The sequence below is a fragment of the Catellatospora bangladeshensis genome, from assembly GCF_016862575.1.
In the GTDB taxonomy this organism is placed as follows: Bacteria; Actinomycetota; Actinomycetes; order Mycobacteriales; family Micromonosporaceae; genus Catellatospora; species Catellatospora bangladeshensis.
The window spans coordinates 144,894-164,761 of sequence record NZ_BONF01000009.1 but is presented as its reverse complement, the minus strand read 5'-3'; the positions used below and the strand labels follow the sequence as shown (position 1 = coordinate 164,761).

Below are 19,868 nucleotides of genomic sequence, written 5' to 3'. Positions count from 1 at the left end.
GTGCACCTTATCCGAGATACGGGCCGAATGGGGTCTGTTCGCCGTGTTGGGCGGTCCGTACGGCGGCGGGGCGCGGCGCACCCGAGTGCGCCGCGCCCCCACCGGACGGGATGACCTCAGCGTTCCAGCAGCTGCTGGTGGAAGTCGCGGTAGCGCTGCACCGCCTGGCGCAGCTGCTCGGTGTCGGTGCCGGCCGAGCCGAACGCCTCGTCCAGCTCCTGGCGCCGCTGCGCGAGGCTGGCCTGCAACTGGTCCACCGTCTCGCCGATCAGGTCGCGCATCTCGGCCGCGACTGCCGCCGGGTCGTCCACGAAGCGCAGCTGCGCGGCCTGCCACCGCTCCCGCAGGCCGTCGGCGGCACCGGCACTCCACAGCGACGCGGCCGCCACCGTGGCGTCCACATCCGACGGCGAGTCCACCGCGTCCGCACCGGCCACCACCGGGTCGGCGTCCGGCGTGACGGCCTCGGCGTCGACCGCCTCCGCCTCGACGGCGTCACGCTCGGCGTCGGTCAGGTCGTCGTCGGCGGCGGCCTGCTCGGCGAGCGCGTCGTCGGTCACCTCGACGTCGGCGAGGTCGTCGAGGGTGCGGGTCTGCTCGCCGCCGGTCTCGTCGTCGCCGTGGGCGGGCGCGTCGGCGCTGGGCGTCTCGTCGCCGATACGGGCCTCGGGGTGCACCGGGTCGTCGGTGGCGTCGGTGTCCGGGACGGCCACGTCGTGGCCGCCGCGGGTGGTGCCGCCGAAACCGTCGAGGTCCACCGGCTCGACGTCGTCACGCTCGCCGTCGGCGTGGTCGGCGGCCACGACGCCGTCCTGGTCGTGGCGGTGCTCCGGCTCGTCGGCCGGGTCGACGAGCTCGCCGTCGACCACGTCGCGGTCGTCGGCGGGCCGCTCGCCGTCGAACGCGTCCCGGTCGTCGGTCATGCGCTCGTGCGGCACGCCGTTGAGCCGCCCGTCGCGGTCGGTCTCGTCGGCGAGGTCCTGTCCGAAGTGGGTCCTGGTGTCGTGGCTCATGCGTTGATCTCCTGGTCCTGACGTGCGGGGGTGGGGTCGGCGGGCACGGGCTCCTCGCCCAGCAGCTGCGCGACCAGCTCGCGGTAGCGGACCACCGCCACGCGCAGCTCCTCGGTGCTCGCCTGCCCGTTGCGGTTCTTGTCGGCGATCGCCTGCGCCTGGCGGTACGACTCCAGGGTCGCGGCGTGGTCCACCGACAGCTGCGCCAGCTGCTCGTCGGCGTCGCCGGTCGGGTAACCCCGGGCCGCGATCAGGTCGGTGACCAGCTCGTCGGCCTCACCGACGGCGTCGGCCGGGGCGTCGATGAAATGCGCCTGCAGCGCGTGCCAGCGGACCACGAACCGGGCGTGATCCTCCGGGGAGAGTTCGGTCAGTTCCAGCTCGCCGTGGCGGCGCTCGCGATCACGCAGCTCCCGCTCGGCCTCGCCGCGCGAGTCGAACTCGGCCACGGCGCGGTCGTACTCGGGGCCGAACCGGTTGCGCAGCTCCCGGCGGCGCATGGCCTGCCAGGCGACGAACGCGCCCACGGCCACGGCCACGAGCACGACCGCCAGGATGATGATCTGTCCGGTGTCCATCGGGGGTACCTCCTTCGAGCAGGCAGATACCCCTTTTCGCGGCGGTAAACCGTGCGATCTCGCGCCGGTGACGGGAATCGAACCCGCGGCCCCCCGCTCGACAGGCGGGTGCTCTCACCACTGAGCCACACCGGCAGTGCGTATGAAGTTGTGGGAGCACGGGCGGCAGGATTCGAACCCGCAACCGCCGGATTTGGAGGCCGGTGCTCTGACCGTTGAGCTACACCCGCGTGCTCGTGCAAAGCAGAACGCCGCCCGTCCCCGGTGTGCGGGGCGGACGGCGTCGGCCGTTCACGTGGCGCTCAGCGGCGCCGGTCACCCCGGGCAGGCGGATCGGTGTCGCGCCACATGCCTGCCTCCTCGGGATGTTCGTCGTGCTCGCTGACCGGCATACCGTAACGGGGCGGCCCCGGCCGCCACAAAGGATTTTCGCTACAGCTCGGTGACGACGACGTCTAGCTGCCACGGGCGGCCCGCGCGGGCCGGGGCCTGCGTCTCCACGGTGTACTTCAGGTCCCGCAGCGCGCTGGCCAGCTCCGCCGGGTCGCGCGGGGTGCCGCCGTCGGCGAGCAGGTCCCGTACCAGCCGGCCCTTGGTGGCCTTGTTGAAGTGGCTGACCACGGTGCGGGCGCCGTTGCGTTCGTGCAGCACCCGCACGGTCGCGGTGCGGGCGGCGACGTCCCCGCGCGGGGTCCACGCGGGGGTGTACATCGACGAGCGCAGGTCCAGGACCAGGCCGCGTCCGGCGGCCTCGGGCAGCGCCTGGGCCATGGGCTCGCGCCAGTGCGCCGACAGCAGGCCCACCCCGGGCAGGCGTACGCCCATGGCGCAGCGGTACGGCGGGACGCGGTCGTCGATGCGCAGCGCACCCCACAGCCCGGAGAAGATCAGCAGGGTGCGGCGGGCGCGGGTGCGGGCCGCCGGGGGCAGGTCGGCCAGGCCGAGGTTGTCGTAGAGGACGCCGGTGTAGAGCTTGGCGGCGGGCAGCGCGGGCGCGGTGCGCAGCGCGGCGTTGCGTGCCGTCTCCCCCGCCAGGCCGGGGCTGAGGCCGAGCACCTCGGCGGCCTGCACCGCGTCGCCGGAGCACAGGCCGACCAGCGCGGCCAGGGCCTGCTCGCGGGCGGTGCGCAGCGCGGGCAGCGACAGGGCGTCCAGGTCGAGCGGTTTGCCGGAGCCGGACGCGGCCTTGCCCTCCGACGGCGGCAGCAGGATCAGCACCGCCACACCATAGGCGACCGGGCCGCCCCGCCCGGCGGCGGCACGGCGCTCAGCTCGTGATCGTCCTGCCGTGGACCAGGGCGAACCCGGACGAGACCAGCTCCCGCAGCGCGGCGGTGTCGACGCCGTCCAGGCGCTTGACGTACAGGCACGCCTTGCCGGTGGTGACCGGGCCCAGCCGGGCGAGCAGGGCGGCGTCGTCGGCGAAGCCCTCGGCGAGGTAGACGACCAGGTTCTGCTTACGCGGCGAGAACGCCACCGCGGGCCAGTCGCCGGTGCGGCCGGAGGCGTACTCGTAGCGGTACTGCCCGAAACCGACGATGGCGGCGCCCCACATCACCGGCGGCTGCCCGGTGACCTGCTCCATCAGCTCGCACAGGGCCTGGGCGTCGGCACGGCGGCGCGGGTCGGCGACGGCGGCGAGGAACTCCTCGACGCTCGCGTCGTTCCTGGTGGTCTTGGGCTCGGCCATGCGGACAGCCTAAGCCGACCGTACGACGGCGGGCGGGGACAGCGCGGGGGTGACGCGGCGAAGTACGCTTCGCCACATGAGCACCCGTATCGCGCTGACCGCCCTGGTGGGCCGGACCGGTGCCGTGCTGCTGCGCATGCGCGACGAGCAGTCGGCGGTGCGGGCCAACCGGTGGAGCCTGCCCGGTGGTGCGATCCGGCCGGGCGAGACGCCCGTCAACGCGGCCAAGCGGCACATCGCCGAGCAGACGGGCCTGCCCGTCGACGGCGAGCCGGACCTGTTCTGGCACGGCTTCCTGCCCGGCACCCGCGTCGACGTGTACTGCTTCGCCGTCGGCACCCCCGCGTGGGGCCCCGACATCGTGCCGCAGCAGGGGGTGCTGGCCGAGTTCGTGCCCGGCGAGGACGTGCTGTCCGGGCGGGCGTTCACGCCCGCGTCCGGGTTCGTGCTGGGCCGGTTCCTCGACTCGAACGAGTACCTGACGCTGTCCGGCCGGTTCTTCCCCTCCGACCCCGTCTGATGCCTTCGCTGCGCACACCGGGCCTGTTCGAGGCCCTGGCCGGCTGCGAGCGGGTCCTGATCGCCGGGGCGGGCGGCGGGTTCGACGTGTACGCGGGCCTGCCGCTGGCGCTGCAGCTGCACGCCGACGGGGTCGAGGTGCACCTGGCGAACCTGTCGTTCGCCGACCTGACCGCGCTGGACCCCGCCGTGTGGGTGGCCGAGGACGTGGCCGCGATCGGCCCGGACACGAAGGGCCTGGACGGGTACTTCCCGGAGCGGACCCTCGCGCAGTGGCTGGCCCTGCGCGGGCTGCCCGCGACGGTGTACGCGTTCCCGAAGACCGGCGTGCAGCCGCTGCGGCAGGCCTACCGGGAGCTGCTCGGCCGGCTGCGCGCCGACGCGGTCGTGCTCGTCGACGGCGGCACCGACATCCTCATGCGCGGCGACGAGACCGGCCTTGGCACCCCCGAGGAGGACATGACCAGCCTCGCCGCCGTCAACGGCCTGGACGTGCCCGTGCGGCTGGTCACCTGCCTCGGGTTCGGCATCGACGCCCACCACGGCGTCAACCACGTGCAGGTGCTGGAGAACCTCGCCGAGCTGGAACACGCCGGGGCGTACCTGGGGGCGCTGTCCATCCCGGGCGGCTCGCCGCAGGCCCGTGACTACGTCGAGGCGGTCGTGCACGCGCGGGCGCTGACCCCGGGCTGGCCCAGCATCGTCAACGGGCAGATCGCCGCCGCGCTGCAGGGCCTGCACGGCGACGTCCGGTTCACCGCCCGCACCGCCGGCAGCAGGCTGTTCGTCAACCCGCTGATGGCGGTGTACTTCACCGTGGACCTGGCCGGGCTGGCCGCCCGCAACCTGCTGCTGCCCCGGATAGAGGACACGCACCTCATGCGGCAGGTCAGCCGTGCCATCGAGGAGTTCCGCGCCCAGACCGACACCCGCATCCCCCGGATGTTCCCGCACTGAGCGCAGGCCGCACGCCCAATGTGGATGAATGAGCTATCGCCCGCCGGTGGTGCAGCGGCTAGGTTCGGGACATGTCCGGGGACGCGTTGATGATCGGCATCATCGGGGTGCTGCTGGGGCTGTTCGTCGGCCGCCGGTGGCTGAAGATGCAGCAGGCACGCGCCGGATACAAGGGCGCCGTCGCGGGCGTGCCCAAGGCCAAGGCGGCGGTGAAGTCGGCGCGTGCCGCATGGCTGCTGGCCACCCGTGGCGCGATGCTCGCCGCGGTGCTGCTCATCGTGTACTTCCTGGCCACCACCACCGCCGTGTTCCAGACGGCCCGCTGAGCGCTCAGGCTTCGGCCAGCGCGGCCGCGATCGCGTCGGCGTGCTCGCGGGCCTGCGCGTCGTCGGCGTACTTGGTGCGGGGCCAGAAGAAACCACGCAGCCCGTCGCCCTTGCGCCGGGGCACCACATGCGTGTGCAGGTGCGGCACGCTCTGGCTGATCCGGTTGTTCAGCGCCACGAACGTGCCCTGTGCCTGCAGCGCCGACTCGACCGCCCCGGCGATGGCCTGCACCCGCTGGAAGTAGCCGCCGACCGCGTCGGCGGGCAGGTCGTGCAGGGTCGGCACGTGCGTGCGGGGCACCACCAGGGTGTGCCCGGGGAACACCGGGCGGGTGTCCAGGAACGCGACGATGTGCTCGTCGGCGTGCACCACGAACGCCGGCTTGTCGCCGGCGGCGATCTCGCAGAACAGGCAGCCGTCCATCTGATCGCCGAGCCTATCGCGGCCGTGGGTAGCATCGGGCCCATGTCTGCCGCACCGATCGGGAACTTCGAGGCGGCCTGGCCCGCCGTGGACCGCGCCGACCTGCTCGCCGCGCCGGTGGCCCAGGCCCTGGCCGCCTGGACCGGCGCCGAGCCCGTCACCTCGGTGCTGGTCGTCGACACCGATCCCGACCTGGCCGACACCGGCAACTTCGGGCAGGCGTACGCCGTCGCGCCCGAGCTGTCGGCCAACTGCGTCATCGTCGCCGCCAAACGCGGCCAGGACGTGACCTACGCCGCGTGCCTGGTGCTGGCCAGCACCCGCGCCGACGTCAACGGCCTGGTGCGCAAGCACCTCGGGGCGCGTAAGGCGTCGTTCGCGCCGATGGACGAGGCCGTGGCGCTGACCGGGATGCAGTACGGCGGCATCACCCCGATCGGCCTGCCCGAGGACTGGCCGGTCCTGGTCGACGCCGCCGTCGCGGACACCCCGTACGTGGTCATCGGCTCCGGCAACCGGCGCGGCAAGATCCTCGTCCCGGGCAAGGTCCTGGCCGGGCTGCCCGGCGCCACCGTCCTGGAGTCCCTCGGCGTCTGAGCCGCTCAGCCCGGCAGCGCCGCGAGCAGCGCCAGGAACTCCCAGCGCTGCGCCTCGGTGAGCGCCTCGTAGACGGGGGCGTCGCGGCGGTTCGTGTCGTCCTCGACCGCCGCGCGCAGCGGGTCGGCGGCGTCCAGGGCGCGCAGCTCGTCCAGGGTGAGCCCGGCCGCGGCCCACGCGGCCCGGTGCGCGTCGCCGCGGTGGTGGCGCAGCGCCCCCATCCGGGTGCTGACCCGCAGCGCGTACGACGCACCGGCCGGCTCGTACACCGGCGCCGCCGCCGCGAACGCGGGACCGCCGGTGGCCTGTCCCGCCTCCAGCAGCACCGCGAGCAGCTCCGCCAGGCGCGGCAGCGCGGCCAGGCCCGGCATCGTCGCGATGTGGGCGCGCCCCCAGTGCTCCTGCGCGCCGTCGGCGACCGCCTGCTGCAGCGCCAGGGTGAAGTCCCGGCCCCGCGGCGTCAGCGACCAGGTGCCGTGCCCGTCGACGGCCATCACGCCCTGCGCCAGCTCGTCGCTCATGTCGCCGCCGCTGTAGGCGGTGACCGCCGCGAACGCCGCCGCGGGCATCGGCCGGGCCAGCAGCCCGAAGTAGAAGCTGGTGTTCAGGCCGGGCCGCAGGCCCGTCTGCTCGCTGACGCGGCGGCACTGCTCCCGGGCGGCCATCCGCATGGCGCTGTAGACCCGGTCGAGGGCGGGGCGGACGAGCGCGGCGTACTGCATCGACGGACTCCCCGTGTGTCGTGATCCGGACCGGCCCGACACACTACCGAGCGCGCAGGGCGAGAACCAGGTCACATTCCACGCTCACCCCGTAGTGGACGACACATCGAAACTGTCGGCTGGATCGCAGCACCGCAGGCTTCGGCGAGCAACGATGGACGGCATGTCCTCCGTACCCGATCCGCTGGTCGTCGCGCGCGCGGCGACGTTCGCCGTGGTGCTGCTCGTCCTGTACGTCGGGCACCAGCTCGGCGACCACGTCGCGCAGACCGACCGGCAGGCGGAGGGCAAGTCCGCGCCCGGCCGGGGCGGCTGGGCGGCGATGGCCGGGCACCTGGCCGGCTACCACCTGACCGTGACGGTGCTGCTGATCGCCACGACCGCGCTGCTGGAACTGCCGCTGTCGCCGTGGGGCATCGCCGCCGGGCTCGCGTTCTCGGCGGGCACCCACGCGATCCTGGACCGGCGCTGGCCGGTGCGGGCGATCCTGCGGGCCACCGGCTCGCCCCGCTTCGCCGAGCTGACCACCCCCGTATGCGGCATGTACGCCGCCGACCAGGCCCTGCACCTGCTGGCGCTGCTGGTGTCGGCGCTGCTGATAGTCGCGATCTGAGCCGGAACCCGCAGGCGGCCGTGGCAGCCGCGCCGGTAGCCTGCCCGCCATGGACTCCACCGTGGTACCCGACTGGTCACAGGCGCTGGCCTGGATCGACGACACGCTGACCACGGCGGGGCTGCGCCCGACCGGGACGGTCGAGCAGACCCGGGTGCGGCCCTGGTCGGTGCTGGCGAAGGTCCCCGTCGGCGCCGCCACGGTCTGGTTCAAGGCCAACGGGCACTGCTCGACGTACGAGGCGCGGCTGCTGGACGCCCTGGCCCGGTGGGCGCCGGGGCGGGTGCTGGAGCCGATCGCGATCGACGCGCAACGCGGCTGGTCGCTGCTGCCCGACGGCGGGCAGACCCTGCGCGCGGCCGCGCCCGACGACCCCGGCCACTGGGAGCAGCTGCTGTCGCGCCACGCCGAGCTGCAGCGCGACCTCGCCCCCCACGCGGGCGACATGATCGCCCTCGGCGTGCCCGACATGAGCGCGGCCGTGCTGCCGGGCCACTTCGCCGCGCTGCTCGACGACCCGGGCGTGGCCGCCGCGCTGGGTGAGGACCTGGCCCGGCTGCGCGCCCACGAGCCACGCTACGCGGCGCTGTGCGAGCAGCTGGCGGCGAGCGCGGTGCCGTTGTCGGTGCAGCACGACGACCTGCACGACGACAACGTCCTGGTCGGCGACGGGTACCGGTTCTTCGACTGGGGCGACGCGTCGGTCGCGCACCCGTTCGCGGTGCTGCTCGTCGCGCTGCGGGTGGCCGCCGAACGGTACGGGCTCAAGCCCGGCGACCCGGTCCTGGCCCGGCTGCGCGACGCCTACCTGGAACCGTGGGCCGGCCACGGCACCCGCGCCGAGCTGGCCGCCGAAGTCGAACCGGCGATCCAGGCCGCGAAGGTGAGCCGGGCCCTGTCCTGGCAGCGCTCCCTGGCCGACGGCGACGAGCAGGAGCTGGCCAAGTGGGGGCAGGCCGTGCCCGGCTGGCTGGCCGAGCTGCTGGCGCCGAACGTGCTGTGAGCACCGGCGGCGGCGTACAGTCCGGGCCGTGAGCGCCGAATCATCCTCGCTGACGATCCAGGCACGGCTGGCCGCATGGCGGTACGCGTTCATCACCACCAACCCGCCCGAGCAGGGCGTGGTGGACCAGGTGACGCGCTGGCTGGTGGTGACCCGGGCCGGGGTGCTGCCGATGACGCTGACCTCGGGCCTGCTGGCGGTGCTGCTGGCCGCGATCGCCGAGACAGCCGTCGACTGGCTCAACGTCGCCCTGGCCGTGGCCGGCATCGTGGTGGCGCACCTGGCCAACAACCTGATGAACGACCTGGCCGACACGCAGACCGGCAACGACACCGAGGACTATCCGCGGGCCCTGTACGCCCCGCACCCGATCCTGGCCGGGCTGGTCACCAAACGCCAGCTCGTGGCCGGGATCCTGCTGTGCCAGGTCGTGGACCTGGTGATCATGGCGGTGCTGGTGGCGCGGCAGGACTGGTGGATCGTCGCGTTCGCGCTCGGCGGGCTCTTCCTGTCGTGGGCGTACACCGCGCCGCCGCTGCGGCTGAAGCGGATCGGCCTGGGCGAGCTGGACGTGCTGCTCACCTGGGGCCCGCTGATGGTCGGCGGGGTGTACTACGCGGGCACCGGCACGCTGCCGTGGCAGGTGCTCGCCGCGGCGACGGTGTACGCGCTGCTGCCCACCACCGTGCTGATGGCCAAGCACATCGACAAGCTGCCCTACGACGGCCCGGCGGGCACCCGGACGCTGCCGGTGCTGCTCGGCGAGCACGCCGCCAAGCGCCTCACCCAGGCCATGATGATCGCGTTCTACGCGGGGGTGGCCGTGCTCGTGGCGGTGCGGGCGCTGCCGTGGCCCGCGCTGCTGGTCGTGTTCGCGCTGCCGATGCTGGTCAAGGTCGTGCGCGCGTTCGGGCAGCCGGTGCCGGCCGAACCGCCGCCGCAGAACCCGGTGTGGCCGCTGTGGTGGGCGCCGATCGCGTTCCTGCACACCCGCCGCGCCGGCGGGCTGCTGCTGGGGGGCCTGCTCGGCTGGGCGGTGTGGCTGGCGGCGCGCTGACTCAGCGCAGGCTGTGCGGGACCTCGCCGCCCAGGTCGGACAGGCCGCCGATCAGCTCGCGGGCCAGCAGGCACAGCCCCACGGCGAGCAGGGCGGTGAGCAGCGCGGTCAGGATCGCGGCGATCGGGGACATCCGTGGTCGGCTCATACCCGCCCTTCCGGGTCGAGGGGCAACGAACCCGGCACACGGTAGTCAAACCCCGCGCCGCGCACCGCCCCGGACGGCGTACAGCTGCGAAACGGCCCGCTGTTTCGGTCTGAGCCGAAACAGCGGGCCGTGCCTCGTGCAGGGTCAGGACGCCGCGTGCAGGGCCTTGCGGTAGTCCTTGTTGAGCCGGGAGATGGTCTCCAGCGGGATGCCCTTCGGGCACACCGAGGTGCACTCGCCGGTGTTGGTGCAGCCGCCGAAGCCCGCCTCGTCGTGGGCGTGCAGCATGTCGATCACGCGGGTGTCGCGCTCGGGCTGGCCCTGCGGCAGCAGGCCCAGGTGCGTGATCTTCGCGGCGGTGAACAGCATGCCGGACCCGTTCGGGCACGCCGCGACGCACGCGCCGCAGCCGATGCAGGTCGCGGCCTCGAACGCGGCGTCGGCGTCGGCCTTGGGCACCGGCGCGGCGTGCGCGTCGGGGGCCGAGCCGGTCGGCGCGGAGATGAACCCGCCCGCCTGGATGATCTTGTCGAAGGCGCGGCGGTCCACGACCAGGTCCTTCACGACCGGGAACGCGGCGGCCCGCCACGGCTCGATGTCGATCGTCTCGCCGTCGGAGAAGTGCCGCATGTGCAGCTGGCAGGTGGTGGTCGCCTTCTCCGGGCCGTGCGGCACACCGTTGATGACCAGGCTGCACATGCCGCAGATGCCCTCACGGCAGTCGTGGTCGAACGCGACCGGGTCCTCCCCGTCCAGCGTCAGGCGCTCGTTGAGCACGTCGAGCATCTCCAGGAACGACATGTCCGGGGAGACGTTCTGCAGCTGGTACGTGACCATGCTGCCCTTGTCCCGCGCGTCGGCCTGCCGCCAGATGCGCAGCTTCAGGCTCATCAGCTTCTCGGTCACTTGTAGCTCCGCTGGCTCGGGTGTACGTACTCGAAGGTCAGGTCCTCCTTGTGGAGGACCGGGGCGTCGCCGGTGAACTCCCACGCGGCGACGTAGCTGTAGCGCTCGTCGTCGCGCTGGGCCTCGCCGTCCTCGGTCTGGCTCTCGGCCCGGAAGTGGCCGCCGCAGGACTCCTCGCGGTGCAGCGCGTCGATGCACATCAGCTCGGCCAGCTCGAAGAAGTCGGCCACCCGGCCGGCCCGCTCCAGGGACTGGTTGAGGCCCTCGCCGTCGCCGGGCACCTTGACCCGCTGCCAGAACTCGGCCTTCAGCTCACGGATCTCGCTGATCGCCTTGCGCAGGCCCGCGTCGGTGCGCTCCATGCCGCAGTACTCCCACATGATGCGGCCCAGCTCGCGGTGGAACGAGTCGACGGTCCGGTCCCCGTCGATCGACAGCAGCTTCTCGATTCGGTCCTCGACCTGCTTACGCGCCGCGGCGACCTCGGCGTTCTCGCCGTCGAGCTTCGGGAACGGGCCCGCGGCCAGGTAGTCGCCGATGGTGTTGGGCAGCACGAAGTAGCCGTCGGCCAGGCCCTGCATCAGCGCCGACGCGCCCAGGCGGTTGGCGCCGTGGTCGGAGAAGTTCGCCTCACCGATCACGAACAGGCCCGGGATGCTCGACTGCAGGTCGTAGTCGACCCACAGCCCGCCCATCGTGTAGTGCACGGCCGGGTAGATGCGCATCGGCGTGGTGTACGGGTCCTCGCCGGTGATGCGCTGGTACATGTCGAACAGGTTGCCGTACTTGGCCTCGACCGCGTCGCGGCCAAGGCGGCCGATCGCGGCGGCGAAGTCCAGGTAGACGCCCAGGCCGCCGGGGCCGACGCCGCGTCCCTCGTCGCACACGTTCTTCGCCGCGCGCGAGGCGATGTCCCGGGGCACCAGGTTGCCGAACGCCGGGTAGATGCGCTCCAGGTAGTAGTCGCGCTCGTCCTCGGGGATGTCGGCCGGGATCCGGGTGTCGCCCTTGGCCTTGGGCACCCACACCCGGCCGTCGTTGCGCAGCGACTCCGACATCAGCGTCAGCTTCGACTGGTGGTCGCCGGACACCGGGATACACGTCGGGTGGATCTGCGTGTAGCACGGGTTGGCGAACAGCGCGCCCTTGCGGTGCGCCCGCCACGACGCCGTGACGTTGCAGCCCTTGGCGTTGGTGGACAGGAAGAACACGTTGCCGTAGCCGCCGGAGGCGAGCACGACCGCGTCGGCGAACTCGGTGGTGATCTCACCGGTGACCAGGTCGCGCACGACGATGCCACGGGCCCGCCCGTCGACGATGATCAGCTCCAGCATCTCGTGCCGGTCGTGCATCGTCACGGTCCCGGCGGCGATCTGCCGCTCCAGGGCCTGGTACGCGCCCAGCAGCAGCTGCTGGCCCGTTTGGCCCCGGGCGTAGAAGGTGCGCGACACCTGCGCGCCGCCGAAGGAGCGGGTGTCGAGCAGGCCGCCGTACTCGCGGGCGAACGGCACGCCCTGCGCCACGCACTGGTCGATGATCTGCACCGAGATCTGCGCCAGGCGGTGCACGTTCGACTCGCGGCTGCGGAAGTCGCCGCCCTTGACCGTGTCGTAGAACAGCCGGTGCACCGAGTCGCCGTCGTTGCGGTAGTTCTTGGCCGCGTTGATGCCGCCCTGGGCCGCGATCGAGTGCGCCCGGCGCGGGGAGTCCTGGTAGCAGTACGACTTGACCTGGTAGCCCAGCTCACCGAGGGTCGCGGCGGCGGAGCCGCCGGCCAGGCCGGTGCCGACCACGATCACCGACAGCTTGCGCTTGTTGGCCGGGTTGACCAGCTTCGCGCCGAAGCGGCGGCGCTCCCAGCGGGTCTCGATCGGGCCGTCGGGGGCCTTGGTGTCGGCGACCGGGTCGCCGAGGCTGTAGTAGTCCGTCATGGTCACTTCACCAACCCTGTGAGTACGGCGAACGGAACGGCGAGGAAGCCCGCGCAGATCACGAAGGCGACGGCGAACGCGACGGCCTTGAGGACGCGCTCGCGGCGCGCGTTGCTGACCCCGAGGGTCTGCAGCGCGCTCCAGATGCCGTGGCGCAGGTGGAACCCGAGGGTGACCACGGCGAGGGTGTAGAAGGCGGTGACGTACCAGCGGTCGGGGCCGAAGTCGGCGGCGACGGCGGCGTGCGCCTTGCTGGTGTCGGCGACCGGGTTCAGGTGCCGGGTGGTCAGGTCCAGGATGTGGTAGACCACGAACAGGAAGACGATCACGCCGCCCCAGCGCATGGTGCGCGCGGCGTAGCTGCCCTGGACCGGCTTGCGGTGGGCGTACTTGACCGGGCGGGCCTTGCGGGCGCGGATCGTCAGGACGGCGGCCGACCAGATGTGCAGCACGAGCGCGACCAGCAGGCCCACGCGCTGGATCCAGAGGAAGCCGGAGTGCGGCAGCATCGGGGCGCCGATGTCGCGCAGCCAGTGCGCGTAGTGGTCGAACGCGTCGGCGCCGAAGAAGATCTTGAGATTGCCGATCATATGAGCGAGCAGGAACAGCACGAGAGCTGCACCGGAGATCGCCATGATGACCTTTTGGCCGACCGTGGAACGGAAAAGTCCAGGTCGGGAGAGGGTCTGAGTCGCTACTGCCACGTCACGGAGGCTAGGACGAAGTGGATCAGGCGTCCAATGCATCGCTGCGCCGCTCACCATAGCTGCCGACTATGTTGAAGGACCCTGAAGACCTGAACACACGCTGTAAACCCGCACCGACCAGCGGCGGCGTGCCCCACACCACCCCCTGACCTGTGATGCATCACTCACGGCGTGGTCAAACTCACTGCCCGAAAGCAAGGGCACCTTCTTAACGCTTTCCGTAGTAAAAGGTGCCCTTCTTAACCTTCCGCTGCGACGGACGCCCGGTGGGCGGCGGCCAGGTGATCGGCGAGCACGGCCAGCTCGCCGATCAGGTCCGCGGGCTCCAGCACGGTGAACGGATGGCCGAGCAGTGCCAGGTGCAGGGCGATGTGGCCGGGCGTGTGCGCGCCGGTCAGCAGCAGGCAGGTGCCGGCGCTGACGGCCTCCACCACCCCGGCCGACGGCGGCACCTGCGCGGCGACCACCTCGGCCGGGGCGTGCACCAGCACCCGCGCCCGCACCGGATAGGGCGCGGTGGTGACCGCCTCCGCGACGAACGCCGCCGCGTCCGGCGGATCGACGGGCACGAACCCCATCCCGGCCCGGCGTACGTCCTCGATCCGGTCGGCCCGGAAGGTACGCCACGCGTCGCGGTCCCGGTCGCGGGCCACCAGATACCAGCGGCGCCCCGCGTGCACGAGCCGGTGCGGCTCCACGTGCCGCCCGGTCACCGCCCCGTCCCGGCCGCGGTAGCCGAACGCCAGCACCTGCCGTTCCTGGCAGGCCTCGGCGAGCACCGTCAGCACCTCGGCGCCCACCGCCGGGGCGCCGCCGGGCAGCGGCACGGTGGCCTGCCGCAGCGCGGCCGCCCGGCGGCGCAGCCGCGCCGGCAGGATCCGCTCCAGCTTGGCCAGCGCCGCCGCCGCGGTCTCCGCCGGGCCCGCACTGCCCGCCGCGGTACGCAGACTCAGCACCACCGCCACCGCCTCGTCGTCCTCCAGCAGCAGCGGCGGCAGCACCGACCCGGCGCCCATCCGGTAACCGCCCGCGACCCCCGGCGTGGCCTGCACCGGATACCCCAGCTCACGCAGCCGGGCGATGTCGCGGCGCAGCGTGCGCCCCGTGACGTCGAGCCGCTCGGCCAGCTCCGGGCCGGTCCACGCGGCGCGGGTGGGCAACAGTGACAGCAGGCGCAGCAGCCTGGCCGACGTGTCGAGCATGAAACCGATTCTCGCAGCGATTGCGGACCGGAACTGTCCTCGATACGCGTTAGCGTCGAGCCCATGAGCATCGACTGGAACGCTCAGCTCGCCGAGCAGCTCGACTGGCACTGGCAGCAGCAGGCCCGCCCCCGGCTGGACGGCCTGACCGACGCCGAGTACCTGTGGGAGCCGGTCGCCGGATGCTGGAGCGTGCGCCGCCGCGCCGACGCCGGCGCCACCCCGGTGCACGGCGGCGGCGAGTACGGCATCGAGTTCGCCTGGCCCGAGCCCGACCCGCCGCCGGTCACCACGATCGCGTGGCGGCTGGCGCACCTCATCGTCGGCGTGTTCGGGCAGCGCACCGCGAACCACTTCGGCGGCCCGCCGTGCCACCCTGACCGGTTCGACTACGCCGGGTCCGCCAAGCGGGCGCTCGAGCAGCTCGACGAGGCGTACGCCGGCTGGTCGGCGGGCATGCGCGAGCTGGGCGAGGACGGCCTGGCCCGACCGTGCGGCCCGGCTGAGGGCCCGTTCGCCGACTACCCCATGGCCGCGCTGGTCCTGCACATCAACCGCGAGGCGATCCACCACGCGGCCGAGATCTCCCTGCTCCGCGACCTCTACCGAAATCGAGGATGACCATGGCATACGAATTCCAGGTGGTGGTGGACGCCGCCGACCCGCACACCCTCGCCGACTGGTGGGCCGAGACGCTCGGCTGGCAGGTCGAACCCTCCGACGAGGACTTCATCCGCCGCATGATCGCCCAGGGCCACGCGAGCGAGGCCGACACCACCGTCCACCACGGCGTCCTGGTCTGGCGGGAGGGCCAGGCGATCCGGCACCCCGGCGGGCTGGAGCGCGCCCCCCGGGTGCTGTTCCAGCTCGTCCCCGAGGGCAAGACGGTCAAGAACCGGATGCACCTGGACGTGCGCACCGGCGGCGGGGACGTCGCCGAGGTCGTGGCCGCGCTGACCGCCCGCGGCGCGAAGTTCCAGCACGACGGCCGCCAGGGACCGCACACCTGGACCACCATGACCGACCCCGAAGGCAACGAGTTCTGCGTCTCGTAGCGGCGCGGCGATCGGGCGCGGCCGCTGGCCCGCGGCCCGGTGATCGCGGTCTCGCGTCGAAAGCTACGGCCTGACCTCAGCTTTCGACACGAGACCGCGATCGTTGCGCTCGGACCGCACCCACTGGCGAACCGGCAACCTCGCCGCCTCCGTCCCCCGCTCGGGACATCATCGCCGGTGAGTCGATGGCGATAGGCTATCGCCGTGCAGTTGCAGCAGCTCCGGTATTTCGTGGCCGTCGCCGAGACCCGGCACTTCACCCAGGCCGCCGAGCAGGCCGGAGTGACCCAGCCGTCGCTGAGCAAGCAGATCAGCGTGCTGGAGACCGAGCTGGGCGCGCCGCTGTTCACCCGCTCGCGGGGCAACATCATGCTCACCCCCGCCGGGGAGGCGCTGCTGCCCCGCGCCCGGCGCATCCTCGCCGACGTCGAGACCGCACGCCTGGAGGTCCAGGAGCTGATCGGCGTACGCCGTGGCCGCCTGCGCCTGGGCGCCACCCCGAGCCTGTGCACCAGCCTGGTCGCCCCGGTGCTGCGCCGCTACCAGGAGGGCTACCCGGGGGTGCGGCTGCTGCTGGAGGAGGGCGGCTCGCAGGACCTGGTCGGCAAGCTCGCCCGCGGCGGCCTCGACCTGGCCCTGATCGTGCTGCCCGAGCAGGGCACCGACCCGGCGTTGCGGGCCGAGCCGATCCTGCGCGAGAGCCTGGTCGTCGCGTCGGCCGCGACGCTGCCCGCCCCGACCGAGGCCGCCGAGCTGAGCCTGTCCGAGCTGGACGGGCAGCCCTTGGTCATGTTCCGGCCCGGCTACGACCTGCGCGACACCACCCTGGAGGCGTGCCGCCGGGCCGGGTTCGCGCCCACCTTCGCCATCGAGGGCGGCGAGATGGACGCCGTGCTCGGCTTCGTCGAGGCCGGGCTGGGCGTCGCGCTGGTCCCGTCGCTGGTGCTGTCGGGCCGCCCCCGGCTGCGGGCCACCCCGCTCGCCCCACCCGGCGTGCAGCGCACCATCGCCCTCGCACACCGCCGCGACGTCACCCCGACCCACGCCGCCCGCGCCCTGCGCGAGGTGCTGCTCGCGTACGTACACGAGGAGTCGGCCTGGTCCCGCCTGCCCGCCGGCGTCGAACCCATCTGAAGGAAGGGCACCTTCCTCGGCACGCGAAGCGTGACGAGCAGCAGCTCAGCGCGCTATGCGTAGAGGAAGGCGCCCTTCCTCACGCGGCGGTCAGGCGGCCGGCTCCGCGATGCAGGCCGTGGCGACGCGGTCGAAGCCCTGCCGCTCGTACACCCGGGCCACGTCGTCGGAGGCGGCGGACAGGAACACCGTGCGCACGCCGTGCTCCAGCGCCTGGCGGGCGAGCAGCGCGGTGACCGCGCCGGCCAGGCCGCGGCGGCGCGCGGCGGGCAGTGTGGCCACGCCGGCGATCTCGGCGACGTCGCCCGCGCGCTGGGAGATGCCGCTGGCCACGATGCCTTGACCGGGCAGCTCGGCGTAGGCGTACGCGCGTACGCCGCTGCGGATGTCGTCCAGCTGCCTGGCCAGCGCGCTCTCATCCGGGAGCTTCAGGGCGGCGTCGCGTTCGGCCGGTCCGCCGTCGCCCGTGGTGGTGCCCGGCGCCCCGAAGCCGACCTGCGCCACGGCCGCGACGGCGGCGAGCAGCGCGGCCGCGTCGGGCGCTGCGGCGGCCACGATGCGGGCCGTGTCGCCGGGATCGGCCAGCCGTGCCGGGTCGAGCACCAGCAGCGGCGCGCGCAGCACGGACAGGCCCGCGGCCTCGGCGATCGGCAGCAGGCCGGGGGTGGTCTGGTCGACCCACTCGAACGACTCGGGCTGGCCGAGTTCGCGCTGGCGGGCGCGTACCGCGGCCAGGTCGGCGGCGGTCGGCGGGGGCCCGCCGAGCACGGGGCGGGCGTAGAACGGGTACGGCGTGCCCTGGTTGAGGAACAGCTCGAACGTGCCGTGCCGCTCGACGGCGGCCCGGTCGCGCGGCACCGCGTCGTAGAAGCGTTCCAGGCGGCTCAGCAAGTCTTCGGTCACGCCGGGCAGGCTACCGGCTGCCCGGTCCGGGGTCGCCCGGTTTAACGCGGCACGCCCCGGCACTTGCTGTACGCGTGTACTTTGCGCTACAAAGTTGGTGCCGCGCACATACACGAGGGGAGATCTTCCGATGACGACACCCGTGACCGCCGACCCCGGCGCGATGCTCGACGAGGTACGCCGCCTGCGCGAGCAGGCCCGCCGCCGCGCCCGGGCCGGCGCCTGGTTCCCGGTGGCCGCCCTCGCCGCGCTGCTGCTGGCCAGCATCGCCCTCTACCGGGTGCCATTCGCGCAGGCCGACCTGATCATCACGGACGCGCCCTGGGCCGGGCTGCCCGACATGCAGCGCAGCACGCTCGCGTCCTACCTGTTCTGGTTCATCGGCACGCCGCTGACCATCGCCCTGATCGGAGCCTGGTACCGGCTCCGCGCCCGGCGCGTCGGCGTACGCGTGCCGTGGCGCTGGTTCGCGATCACCGCGCTGGGCGCGCTGCTCGCGCTCGCGGTGCTGGCCGCACTGCCGGTCGACCGGCCCGCCGACGCGGACGTGGTCAAGATGTACGTCGACCCGCCGCTGCTGGACCAGGTGCGCTGGGGCCTGTACACGCCGCTGCTGCCGATCGCGCTGGCCGTGATCGTGCTGGGCTGGGCCGAGCGCAGCCGCGCCCTGATCCTGTCCGGGCTCTGGGTCGGGCTGGTCACGTTCTGGCAGTGCTCGCAGGGCATGGGCTACCTGCCCGGCTGGGCCACGTGGGTGCTGGGCGGATTCGAGGGTCCCGCACTCGGCGGGACGTGGACCCTGTTCGGCCTCAACCGGCCGGGCCCTACGCTGATCCTCATGGCGCTGCCGCTGCTGGTGTTCGCCGCCGTCCGGGCTGTACGCACCGGCGGCGGCCTGCGATGACCGACGGACCGCCGGCGCATCCGGCGCTCGCCCTGGACGAGACGGTGCACCAGCGCATCCGGCTGGGCATCCTGACGGTGCTGGCCGAGACCGCCGAGTGCGCGTTCACCACGCTGCGCGACCAGCTTCAGCTCAGCGACGGCAACCTCAGCCGCCACCTGCGGGTCCTGGAGGAGGCGGGCCTGGTCGAGATCCGCAAGGGGTATGAGGGCCGCAAGCCGTGCACCTGGCTGAAACTCACCCGCCAGGGCGGCGCCGCGCTGCGCCGGGAGATCGCCGCACTGGAGCAGCTGCTGGAGCGCATGCGCACCACCGACGCGCTGGAGTAGCACCGTGGCCGCCCGCGCTGCGGGCCCCGGTCGCGAAGGGCACCTTCGCCGGTTCGCATCCGCCGGACGGGCTCGGCGCCCAGCTGGCGTTAACAAGGGCACCTTCCTCTACGGAAAGCGTTAAGAAGGTGCCCTTGCTTTCAGCGGGGCCAGTCGGTGAAGGCCTGACGGACGGCGGCGCAGGCCTGCGGGGTGAGGCCGTACAGCTGTCGCCAGACGATGTCGTCGAGGCGGTCCAGGCGGGTCATTGCGGCGGCGAAGTCCTCGTCGGCCAGCAGCGGGTCGGCGCGGCGGCCCAGTTCGAGCAGCTGCTCGCGGCTGTAGCGGCGCAGCGCCCCGGCGACGTCGACGTAGTCGCGCGGCTCGGCCCGGTTGGCCAGCGCCGCGACCTTGCCGCCGAGCACGTCCTCGACGTGCAGCACCGGGCCCACGTCCATGACGACCGTGCCCCGGTTGCGGTCGAACCTGGCCAGGGTCAGCCGCATCACCGACTCGCCGCGCGCGATCTGGAACTCGACCAGCTCGTCGTCGAACCCGCCGAACACCTCGCCGAGGTCGTCGCCGTATCCGGTGACGTCGAGCCCGGCCGCGCGCAGCGCCCGCACCACCAGGTCACCGGCGGCGCGCACCCCGCCGTCCACATCGGTGAACAGGTCGACGTCCTCGGTGGCGCGGTGCACGATGCCGTACAGGTTGAGCGCGTGCCCGCCGCCGAGGGCGAACCCGTGCGCCTGCGCCACACCGAGCGCGATCCGGGCGACCTCGGCCTGCAGCTCCTCGACGGTCATCCGACGGGCACGGCCGTACGCAGCGCCGGGTGGCGTTCCTCCCACGCCGAGCGCAGCGCGCGCGGCAGGAACAGCTCTGGCCACAGCCGCACCAGTGTCGGGCCGTCGAGCCAGCTGCGCAGCTCGTCCAGGGTGCCGGCCTCGCGCAGGACCGTCTCGTACACCCAGCGCAGCAGGTGCGGGTTGTCGAGGTCGACGCGCCGGTCGGCCTGCCAGAACAGCCGGTGCGGCAGCACGGCGGTGCCGGCGGTCGGCCCGTGCAGCGCGGTCAGGTCCGGCGCGACGAGCGCACGGCGGCCGGGCCGCGCGCTGGAGGGCGCGGCGCTGCGGCGGTCGCGGCGGTCCACATGTCAAGAGTAAGG

26 protein-coding genes and 2 tRNA genes are annotated in these 19,868 nt (G+C 73.2%); 12 read left to right on the top strand and 16 right to left on the bottom strand.

Annotated elements, in window-relative coordinates; all coding sequences use genetic code 11:
* Positions 1 to 116: 116 nt before the first annotated feature.
* The 6 genes from Cba03nite_RS08090 to Cba03nite_RS08065 form a co-directional block, all read right to left on the bottom strand.
* The gene (locus tag Cba03nite_RS08090) at positions 117 to 1,013 is read right to left on the bottom strand and encodes a prolipoprotein diacylglyceryl transferase (RefSeq protein ID WP_203743668.1); all 897 of its coding nucleotides are present in this window, start codon (positions 1,011 to 1,013) and stop codon (positions 117 to 119) included.
* Positions 1,010 to 1,591 (bottom strand): hypothetical protein, encoded by a 582-nt coding sequence (locus tag Cba03nite_RS08085; protein ID WP_203743666.1) that lies wholly within the window; start codon positions 1,589 to 1,591, stop codon positions 1,010 to 1,012. The genes Cba03nite_RS08090 and Cba03nite_RS08085 overlap by 4 nt, the downstream gene beginning before the upstream one ends.
* 62 nt (positions 1,592 to 1,653) lie before the next feature.
* Positions 1,654 to 1,726, bottom strand: a tRNA-Asp gene (locus Cba03nite_RS08080).
* Positions 1,727 to 1,748: 22 nt separating this feature from the next.
* Positions 1,749 to 1,821: transfer RNA gene (locus tag Cba03nite_RS08075), tRNA-Trp, on the bottom strand.
* 202 nt (positions 1,822 to 2,023) lie between these two features.
* On the bottom strand, positions 2,024 to 2,809 hold the full coding sequence (gene yaaA / locus Cba03nite_RS08070) for a peroxide stress protein YaaA (protein WP_203743664.1): 786 nt from the start codon (positions 2,807 to 2,809) through the stop codon (positions 2,024 to 2,026).
* Positions 2,810 to 2,858: 49 nt separating this feature from the next.
* The gene (locus Cba03nite_RS08065; RefSeq protein WP_203743662.1) at positions 2,859 to 3,281 is read right to left on the bottom strand and encodes a DUF1801 domain-containing protein; all 423 of its coding nucleotides are present in this window, start codon (positions 3,279 to 3,281) and stop codon (positions 2,859 to 2,861) included.
* Positions 3,282 to 3,357: 76 nt separating this feature from the next.
* On the opposite strand from Cba03nite_RS08065, the gene Cba03nite_RS08060 reads away from it, so the two are divergent.
* The 3 genes from Cba03nite_RS08060 to Cba03nite_RS08050 all read left to right on the top strand — a co-directional run bounded on the left by Cba03nite_RS08060 (position 3,358) and on the right by Cba03nite_RS08050 (position 5,083).
* On the top strand, positions 3,358 to 3,801 hold the full coding sequence (locus Cba03nite_RS08060; protein WP_203743660.1) for an NUDIX domain-containing protein: 444 nt from the start codon (positions 3,358 to 3,360) through the stop codon (positions 3,799 to 3,801).
* Complete coding sequence (locus Cba03nite_RS08055; RefSeq protein ID WP_203743658.1) at positions 3,801 to 4,757, top strand: DUF1152 domain-containing protein; 957 nt, start codon at positions 3,801 to 3,803, stop codon at positions 4,755 to 4,757. Before Cba03nite_RS08060 ends, Cba03nite_RS08055 begins: the two co-directional genes overlap by 1 nt.
* Before the next feature lie 71 nt (positions 4,758 to 4,828).
* On the top strand, positions 4,829 to 5,083 hold the full coding sequence (locus tag Cba03nite_RS08050) for a hypothetical protein (RefSeq protein WP_203743656.1): 255 nt from the start codon (positions 4,829 to 4,831) through the stop codon (positions 5,081 to 5,083).
* A gap of 4 nt (positions 5,084 to 5,087) precedes the next feature.
* Here the strand turns inward: Cba03nite_RS08050 and Cba03nite_RS08045 are convergent, their stop codons facing one another.
* Positions 5,088 to 5,507, bottom strand: a complete 420-nt coding sequence (locus Cba03nite_RS08045; RefSeq protein ID WP_203743654.1) for an HIT family protein — start codon at positions 5,505 to 5,507, stop codon at positions 5,088 to 5,090.
* A 42-nt stretch (positions 5,508 to 5,549) separates the two neighbouring features.
* Here Cba03nite_RS08045 and Cba03nite_RS08040 point away from each other — a divergent pair, with 42 nt between their 5' ends.
* Complete coding sequence (locus Cba03nite_RS08040) at positions 5,550 to 6,104, top strand: YbaK/EbsC family protein (RefSeq protein WP_203743652.1); 555 nt, start codon at positions 5,550 to 5,552, stop codon at positions 6,102 to 6,104.
* A gap of 5 nt (positions 6,105 to 6,109) precedes the next feature.
* On the opposite strand, the gene Cba03nite_RS08035 is transcribed toward Cba03nite_RS08040, so the two are convergent.
* Complete coding sequence (locus Cba03nite_RS08035) at positions 6,110 to 6,826, bottom strand: hypothetical protein (protein ID WP_203743650.1); 717 nt, start codon at positions 6,824 to 6,826, stop codon at positions 6,110 to 6,112.
* 163 nt (positions 6,827 to 6,989) lie between these two features.
* On the opposite strand from Cba03nite_RS08035, the gene Cba03nite_RS08030 reads away from it, so the two are divergent.
* From Cba03nite_RS08030 to Cba03nite_RS08020, 3 genes are read left to right on the top strand one after another with little or no spacing between them, the layout of a single operon-like run.
* Entirely contained in the window at positions 6,990 to 7,439 is a 450-nt protein-coding gene (locus tag Cba03nite_RS08030; RefSeq protein ID WP_203743648.1) for a DUF3307 domain-containing protein, read from the top strand.
* Positions 7,440 to 7,488: 49 nt separating this feature from the next.
* Entirely contained in the window at positions 7,489 to 8,442 is a 954-nt protein-coding gene (locus Cba03nite_RS08025) for an aminoglycoside phosphotransferase family protein (RefSeq protein ID WP_203743646.1), read from the top strand.
* 28 nt (positions 8,443 to 8,470) lie between these two features.
* Positions 8,471 to 9,499: a prenyltransferase gene (locus Cba03nite_RS08020; RefSeq protein WP_203743644.1), complete on the top strand. Its 1,029-nt coding sequence runs from the start codon at positions 8,471 to 8,473 to the stop codon at positions 9,497 to 9,499.
* Between the two features lies 1 nt (position 9,500).
* On the opposite strand, the gene Cba03nite_RS08015 is transcribed toward Cba03nite_RS08020, so the two are convergent.
* From Cba03nite_RS08015 to Cba03nite_RS07995, 5 genes are all read right to left on the bottom strand, one after another.
* On the bottom strand, positions 9,501 to 9,647 hold the full coding sequence (locus Cba03nite_RS08015; protein ID WP_203743642.1) for a hypothetical protein: 147 nt from the start codon (positions 9,645 to 9,647) through the stop codon (positions 9,501 to 9,503).
* 144 nt (positions 9,648 to 9,791) lie between these two features.
* Entirely contained in the window at positions 9,792 to 10,538 is a 747-nt protein-coding gene (locus Cba03nite_RS08010; protein ID WP_203744133.1) for a succinate dehydrogenase/fumarate reductase iron-sulfur subunit, read from the bottom strand.
* An 11-nt stretch (positions 10,539 to 10,549) separates the two neighbouring features.
* Complete coding sequence (locus tag Cba03nite_RS08005) at positions 10,550 to 12,484, bottom strand: fumarate reductase/succinate dehydrogenase flavoprotein subunit (protein WP_203744131.1); 1,935 nt, start codon at positions 12,482 to 12,484, stop codon at positions 10,550 to 10,552.
* Positions 12,485 to 12,486: 2 nt separating this feature from the next.
* Positions 12,487 to 13,119, bottom strand: coding sequence for a succinate dehydrogenase cytochrome b subunit (locus Cba03nite_RS08000; RefSeq protein ID WP_239125555.1), 633 nt, complete (start codon positions 13,117 to 13,119; stop codon positions 12,487 to 12,489).
* Between the two features lie 311 nt (positions 13,120 to 13,430).
* Positions 13,431 to 14,393: a helix-turn-helix transcriptional regulator gene (locus Cba03nite_RS07995; protein WP_203743638.1), complete on the bottom strand. Its 963-nt coding sequence runs from the start codon at positions 14,391 to 14,393 to the stop codon at positions 13,431 to 13,433.
* A gap of 63 nt (positions 14,394 to 14,456) precedes the next feature.
* Between Cba03nite_RS07995 and Cba03nite_RS07990 the strand changes: the two genes are divergently transcribed.
* From Cba03nite_RS07990 to Cba03nite_RS07980, 3 genes are all read left to right on the top strand, one after another.
* The gene (locus Cba03nite_RS07990) at positions 14,457 to 15,014 is read left to right on the top strand and encodes a DinB family protein (RefSeq protein WP_346113948.1); all 558 of its coding nucleotides are present in this window, start codon (positions 14,457 to 14,459) and stop codon (positions 15,012 to 15,014) included.
* Positions 15,015 to 15,016: 2 nt separating this feature from the next.
* Positions 15,017 to 15,448, top strand: a complete 432-nt coding sequence (locus tag Cba03nite_RS07985) for a VOC family protein (RefSeq protein ID WP_203743636.1) — start codon at positions 15,017 to 15,019, stop codon at positions 15,446 to 15,448.
* 198 nt (positions 15,449 to 15,646) lie between these two features.
* Positions 15,647 to 16,582, top strand: coding sequence for a LysR family transcriptional regulator (locus Cba03nite_RS07980; protein ID WP_203744127.1), 936 nt, complete (start codon positions 15,647 to 15,649; stop codon positions 16,580 to 16,582).
* A 90-nt stretch (positions 16,583 to 16,672) separates the two neighbouring features.
* Here the strand turns inward: Cba03nite_RS07980 and Cba03nite_RS07975 are convergent, their stop codons facing one another.
* A complete protein-coding gene (locus Cba03nite_RS07975) occupies positions 16,673 to 17,485 on the bottom strand; it encodes a GNAT family N-acetyltransferase (RefSeq protein ID WP_239125554.1) in 813 nt (270 codons plus the stop codon).
* A gap of 130 nt (positions 17,486 to 17,615) precedes the next feature.
* On the opposite strand from Cba03nite_RS07975, the gene Cba03nite_RS07970 reads away from it, so the two are divergent.
* On the top strand, positions 17,616 to 18,389 hold the full coding sequence (locus Cba03nite_RS07970; protein ID WP_239125553.1) for a hypothetical protein: 774 nt from the start codon (positions 17,616 to 17,618) through the stop codon (positions 18,387 to 18,389).
* Positions 18,386 to 18,718 (top strand): winged helix-turn-helix domain-containing protein, encoded by a 333-nt coding sequence (locus Cba03nite_RS07965; RefSeq protein ID WP_203743630.1) that lies wholly within the window; start codon positions 18,386 to 18,388, stop codon positions 18,716 to 18,718. The genes Cba03nite_RS07970 and Cba03nite_RS07965 overlap by 4 nt, the downstream gene beginning before the upstream one ends.
* Positions 18,719 to 18,858: 140 nt before the next feature.
* On the opposite strand, the gene Cba03nite_RS07960 is transcribed toward Cba03nite_RS07965, so the two are convergent.
* Entirely contained in the window at positions 18,859 to 19,506 is a 648-nt protein-coding gene (locus tag Cba03nite_RS07960) for a nucleotidyl transferase AbiEii/AbiGii toxin family protein (protein ID WP_203743628.1), read from the bottom strand.
* Positions 19,503 to 19,853 (bottom strand): hypothetical protein, encoded by a 351-nt coding sequence (locus Cba03nite_RS07955; RefSeq protein WP_203743626.1) that lies wholly within the window; start codon positions 19,851 to 19,853, stop codon positions 19,503 to 19,505. Before Cba03nite_RS07955 ends, Cba03nite_RS07960 begins: the two co-directional genes overlap by 4 nt.
* Positions 19,854 to 19,868 lie beyond the last annotated feature (15 nt).

Coding starts and splice junctions, on each gene's coding strand:
- Cba03nite_RS08090 (WP_203743668.1), bottom strand. CDS start 1,013: ATGAGCCACGACACCAGGACCCACTTCGGACAGGACCTCGCCGACGAG.
- Cba03nite_RS08085 (WP_203743666.1), bottom strand. CDS start 1,591: ATGGACACCGGACAGATCATCATCCTGGCGGTCGTGCTCGTGGCCGTG.
- Cba03nite_RS08065 (WP_203743662.1), bottom strand. CDS start 3,281: ATGGCCGAGCCCAAGACCACCAGGAACGACGCGAGCGTCGAGGAGTTC.
- Cba03nite_RS08060 (WP_203743660.1), top strand. CDS start 3,358: ATGAGCACCCGTATCGCGCTGACCGCCCTGGTGGGCCGGACCGGTGCC.
- Cba03nite_RS08055 (WP_203743658.1), top strand. CDS start 3,801: ATGCCTTCGCTGCGCACACCGGGCCTGTTCGAGGCCCTGGCCGGCTGC.
- Cba03nite_RS08050 (WP_203743656.1), top strand. CDS start 4,829: ATGTCCGGGGACGCGTTGATGATCGGCATCATCGGGGTGCTGCTGGGG.
- Cba03nite_RS08045 (WP_203743654.1), bottom strand. CDS start 5,507: ATGGACGGCTGCCTGTTCTGCGAGATCGCCGCCGGCGACAAGCCGGCG.
- Cba03nite_RS08040 (WP_203743652.1), top strand. CDS start 5,550: ATGTCTGCCGCACCGATCGGGAACTTCGAGGCGGCCTGGCCCGCCGTG.
- Cba03nite_RS08035 (WP_203743650.1), bottom strand. CDS start 6,826: ATGCAGTACGCCGCGCTCGTCCGCCCCGCCCTCGACCGGGTCTACAGC.
- Cba03nite_RS08030 (WP_203743648.1), top strand. CDS start 6,990: ATGTCCTCCGTACCCGATCCGCTGGTCGTCGCGCGCGCGGCGACGTTC.
- Cba03nite_RS08025 (WP_203743646.1), top strand. CDS start 7,489: ATGGACTCCACCGTGGTACCCGACTGGTCACAGGCGCTGGCCTGGATC.
- Cba03nite_RS08015 (WP_203743642.1), bottom strand. CDS start 9,647: ATGAGCCGACCACGGATGTCCCCGATCGCCGCGATCCTGACCGCGCTG.
- Cba03nite_RS08010 (WP_203744133.1), bottom strand. CDS start 10,538: ATGAGCCTGAAGCTGCGCATCTGGCGGCAGGCCGACGCGCGGGACAAG.
- Cba03nite_RS08005 (WP_203744131.1), bottom strand. CDS start 12,484: ATGACGGACTACTACAGCCTCGGCGACCCGGTCGCCGACACCAAGGCC.
- Cba03nite_RS08000 (WP_239125555.1), bottom strand. CDS start 13,119: ATGGCGATCTCCGGTGCAGCTCTCGTGCTGTTCCTGCTCGCTCATATG.
- Cba03nite_RS07995 (WP_203743638.1), bottom strand. CDS start 14,393: ATGCTCGACACGTCGGCCAGGCTGCTGCGCCTGCTGTCACTGTTGCCC.
- Cba03nite_RS07990 (WP_346113948.1), top strand. CDS start 14,457: ATGAGCATCGACTGGAACGCTCAGCTCGCCGAGCAGCTCGACTGGCAC.
- Cba03nite_RS07985 (WP_203743636.1), top strand. CDS start 15,017: ATGGCATACGAATTCCAGGTGGTGGTGGACGCCGCCGACCCGCACACC.
- Cba03nite_RS07970 (WP_239125553.1), top strand. CDS start 17,616: ATGACGACACCCGTGACCGCCGACCCCGGCGCGATGCTCGACGAGGTA.
- Cba03nite_RS07965 (WP_203743630.1), top strand. CDS start 18,386: ATGACCGACGGACCGCCGGCGCATCCGGCGCTCGCCCTGGACGAGACG.
- Cba03nite_RS07960 (WP_203743628.1), bottom strand. CDS start 19,506: ATGACCGTCGAGGAGCTGCAGGCCGAGGTCGCCCGGATCGCGCTCGGT.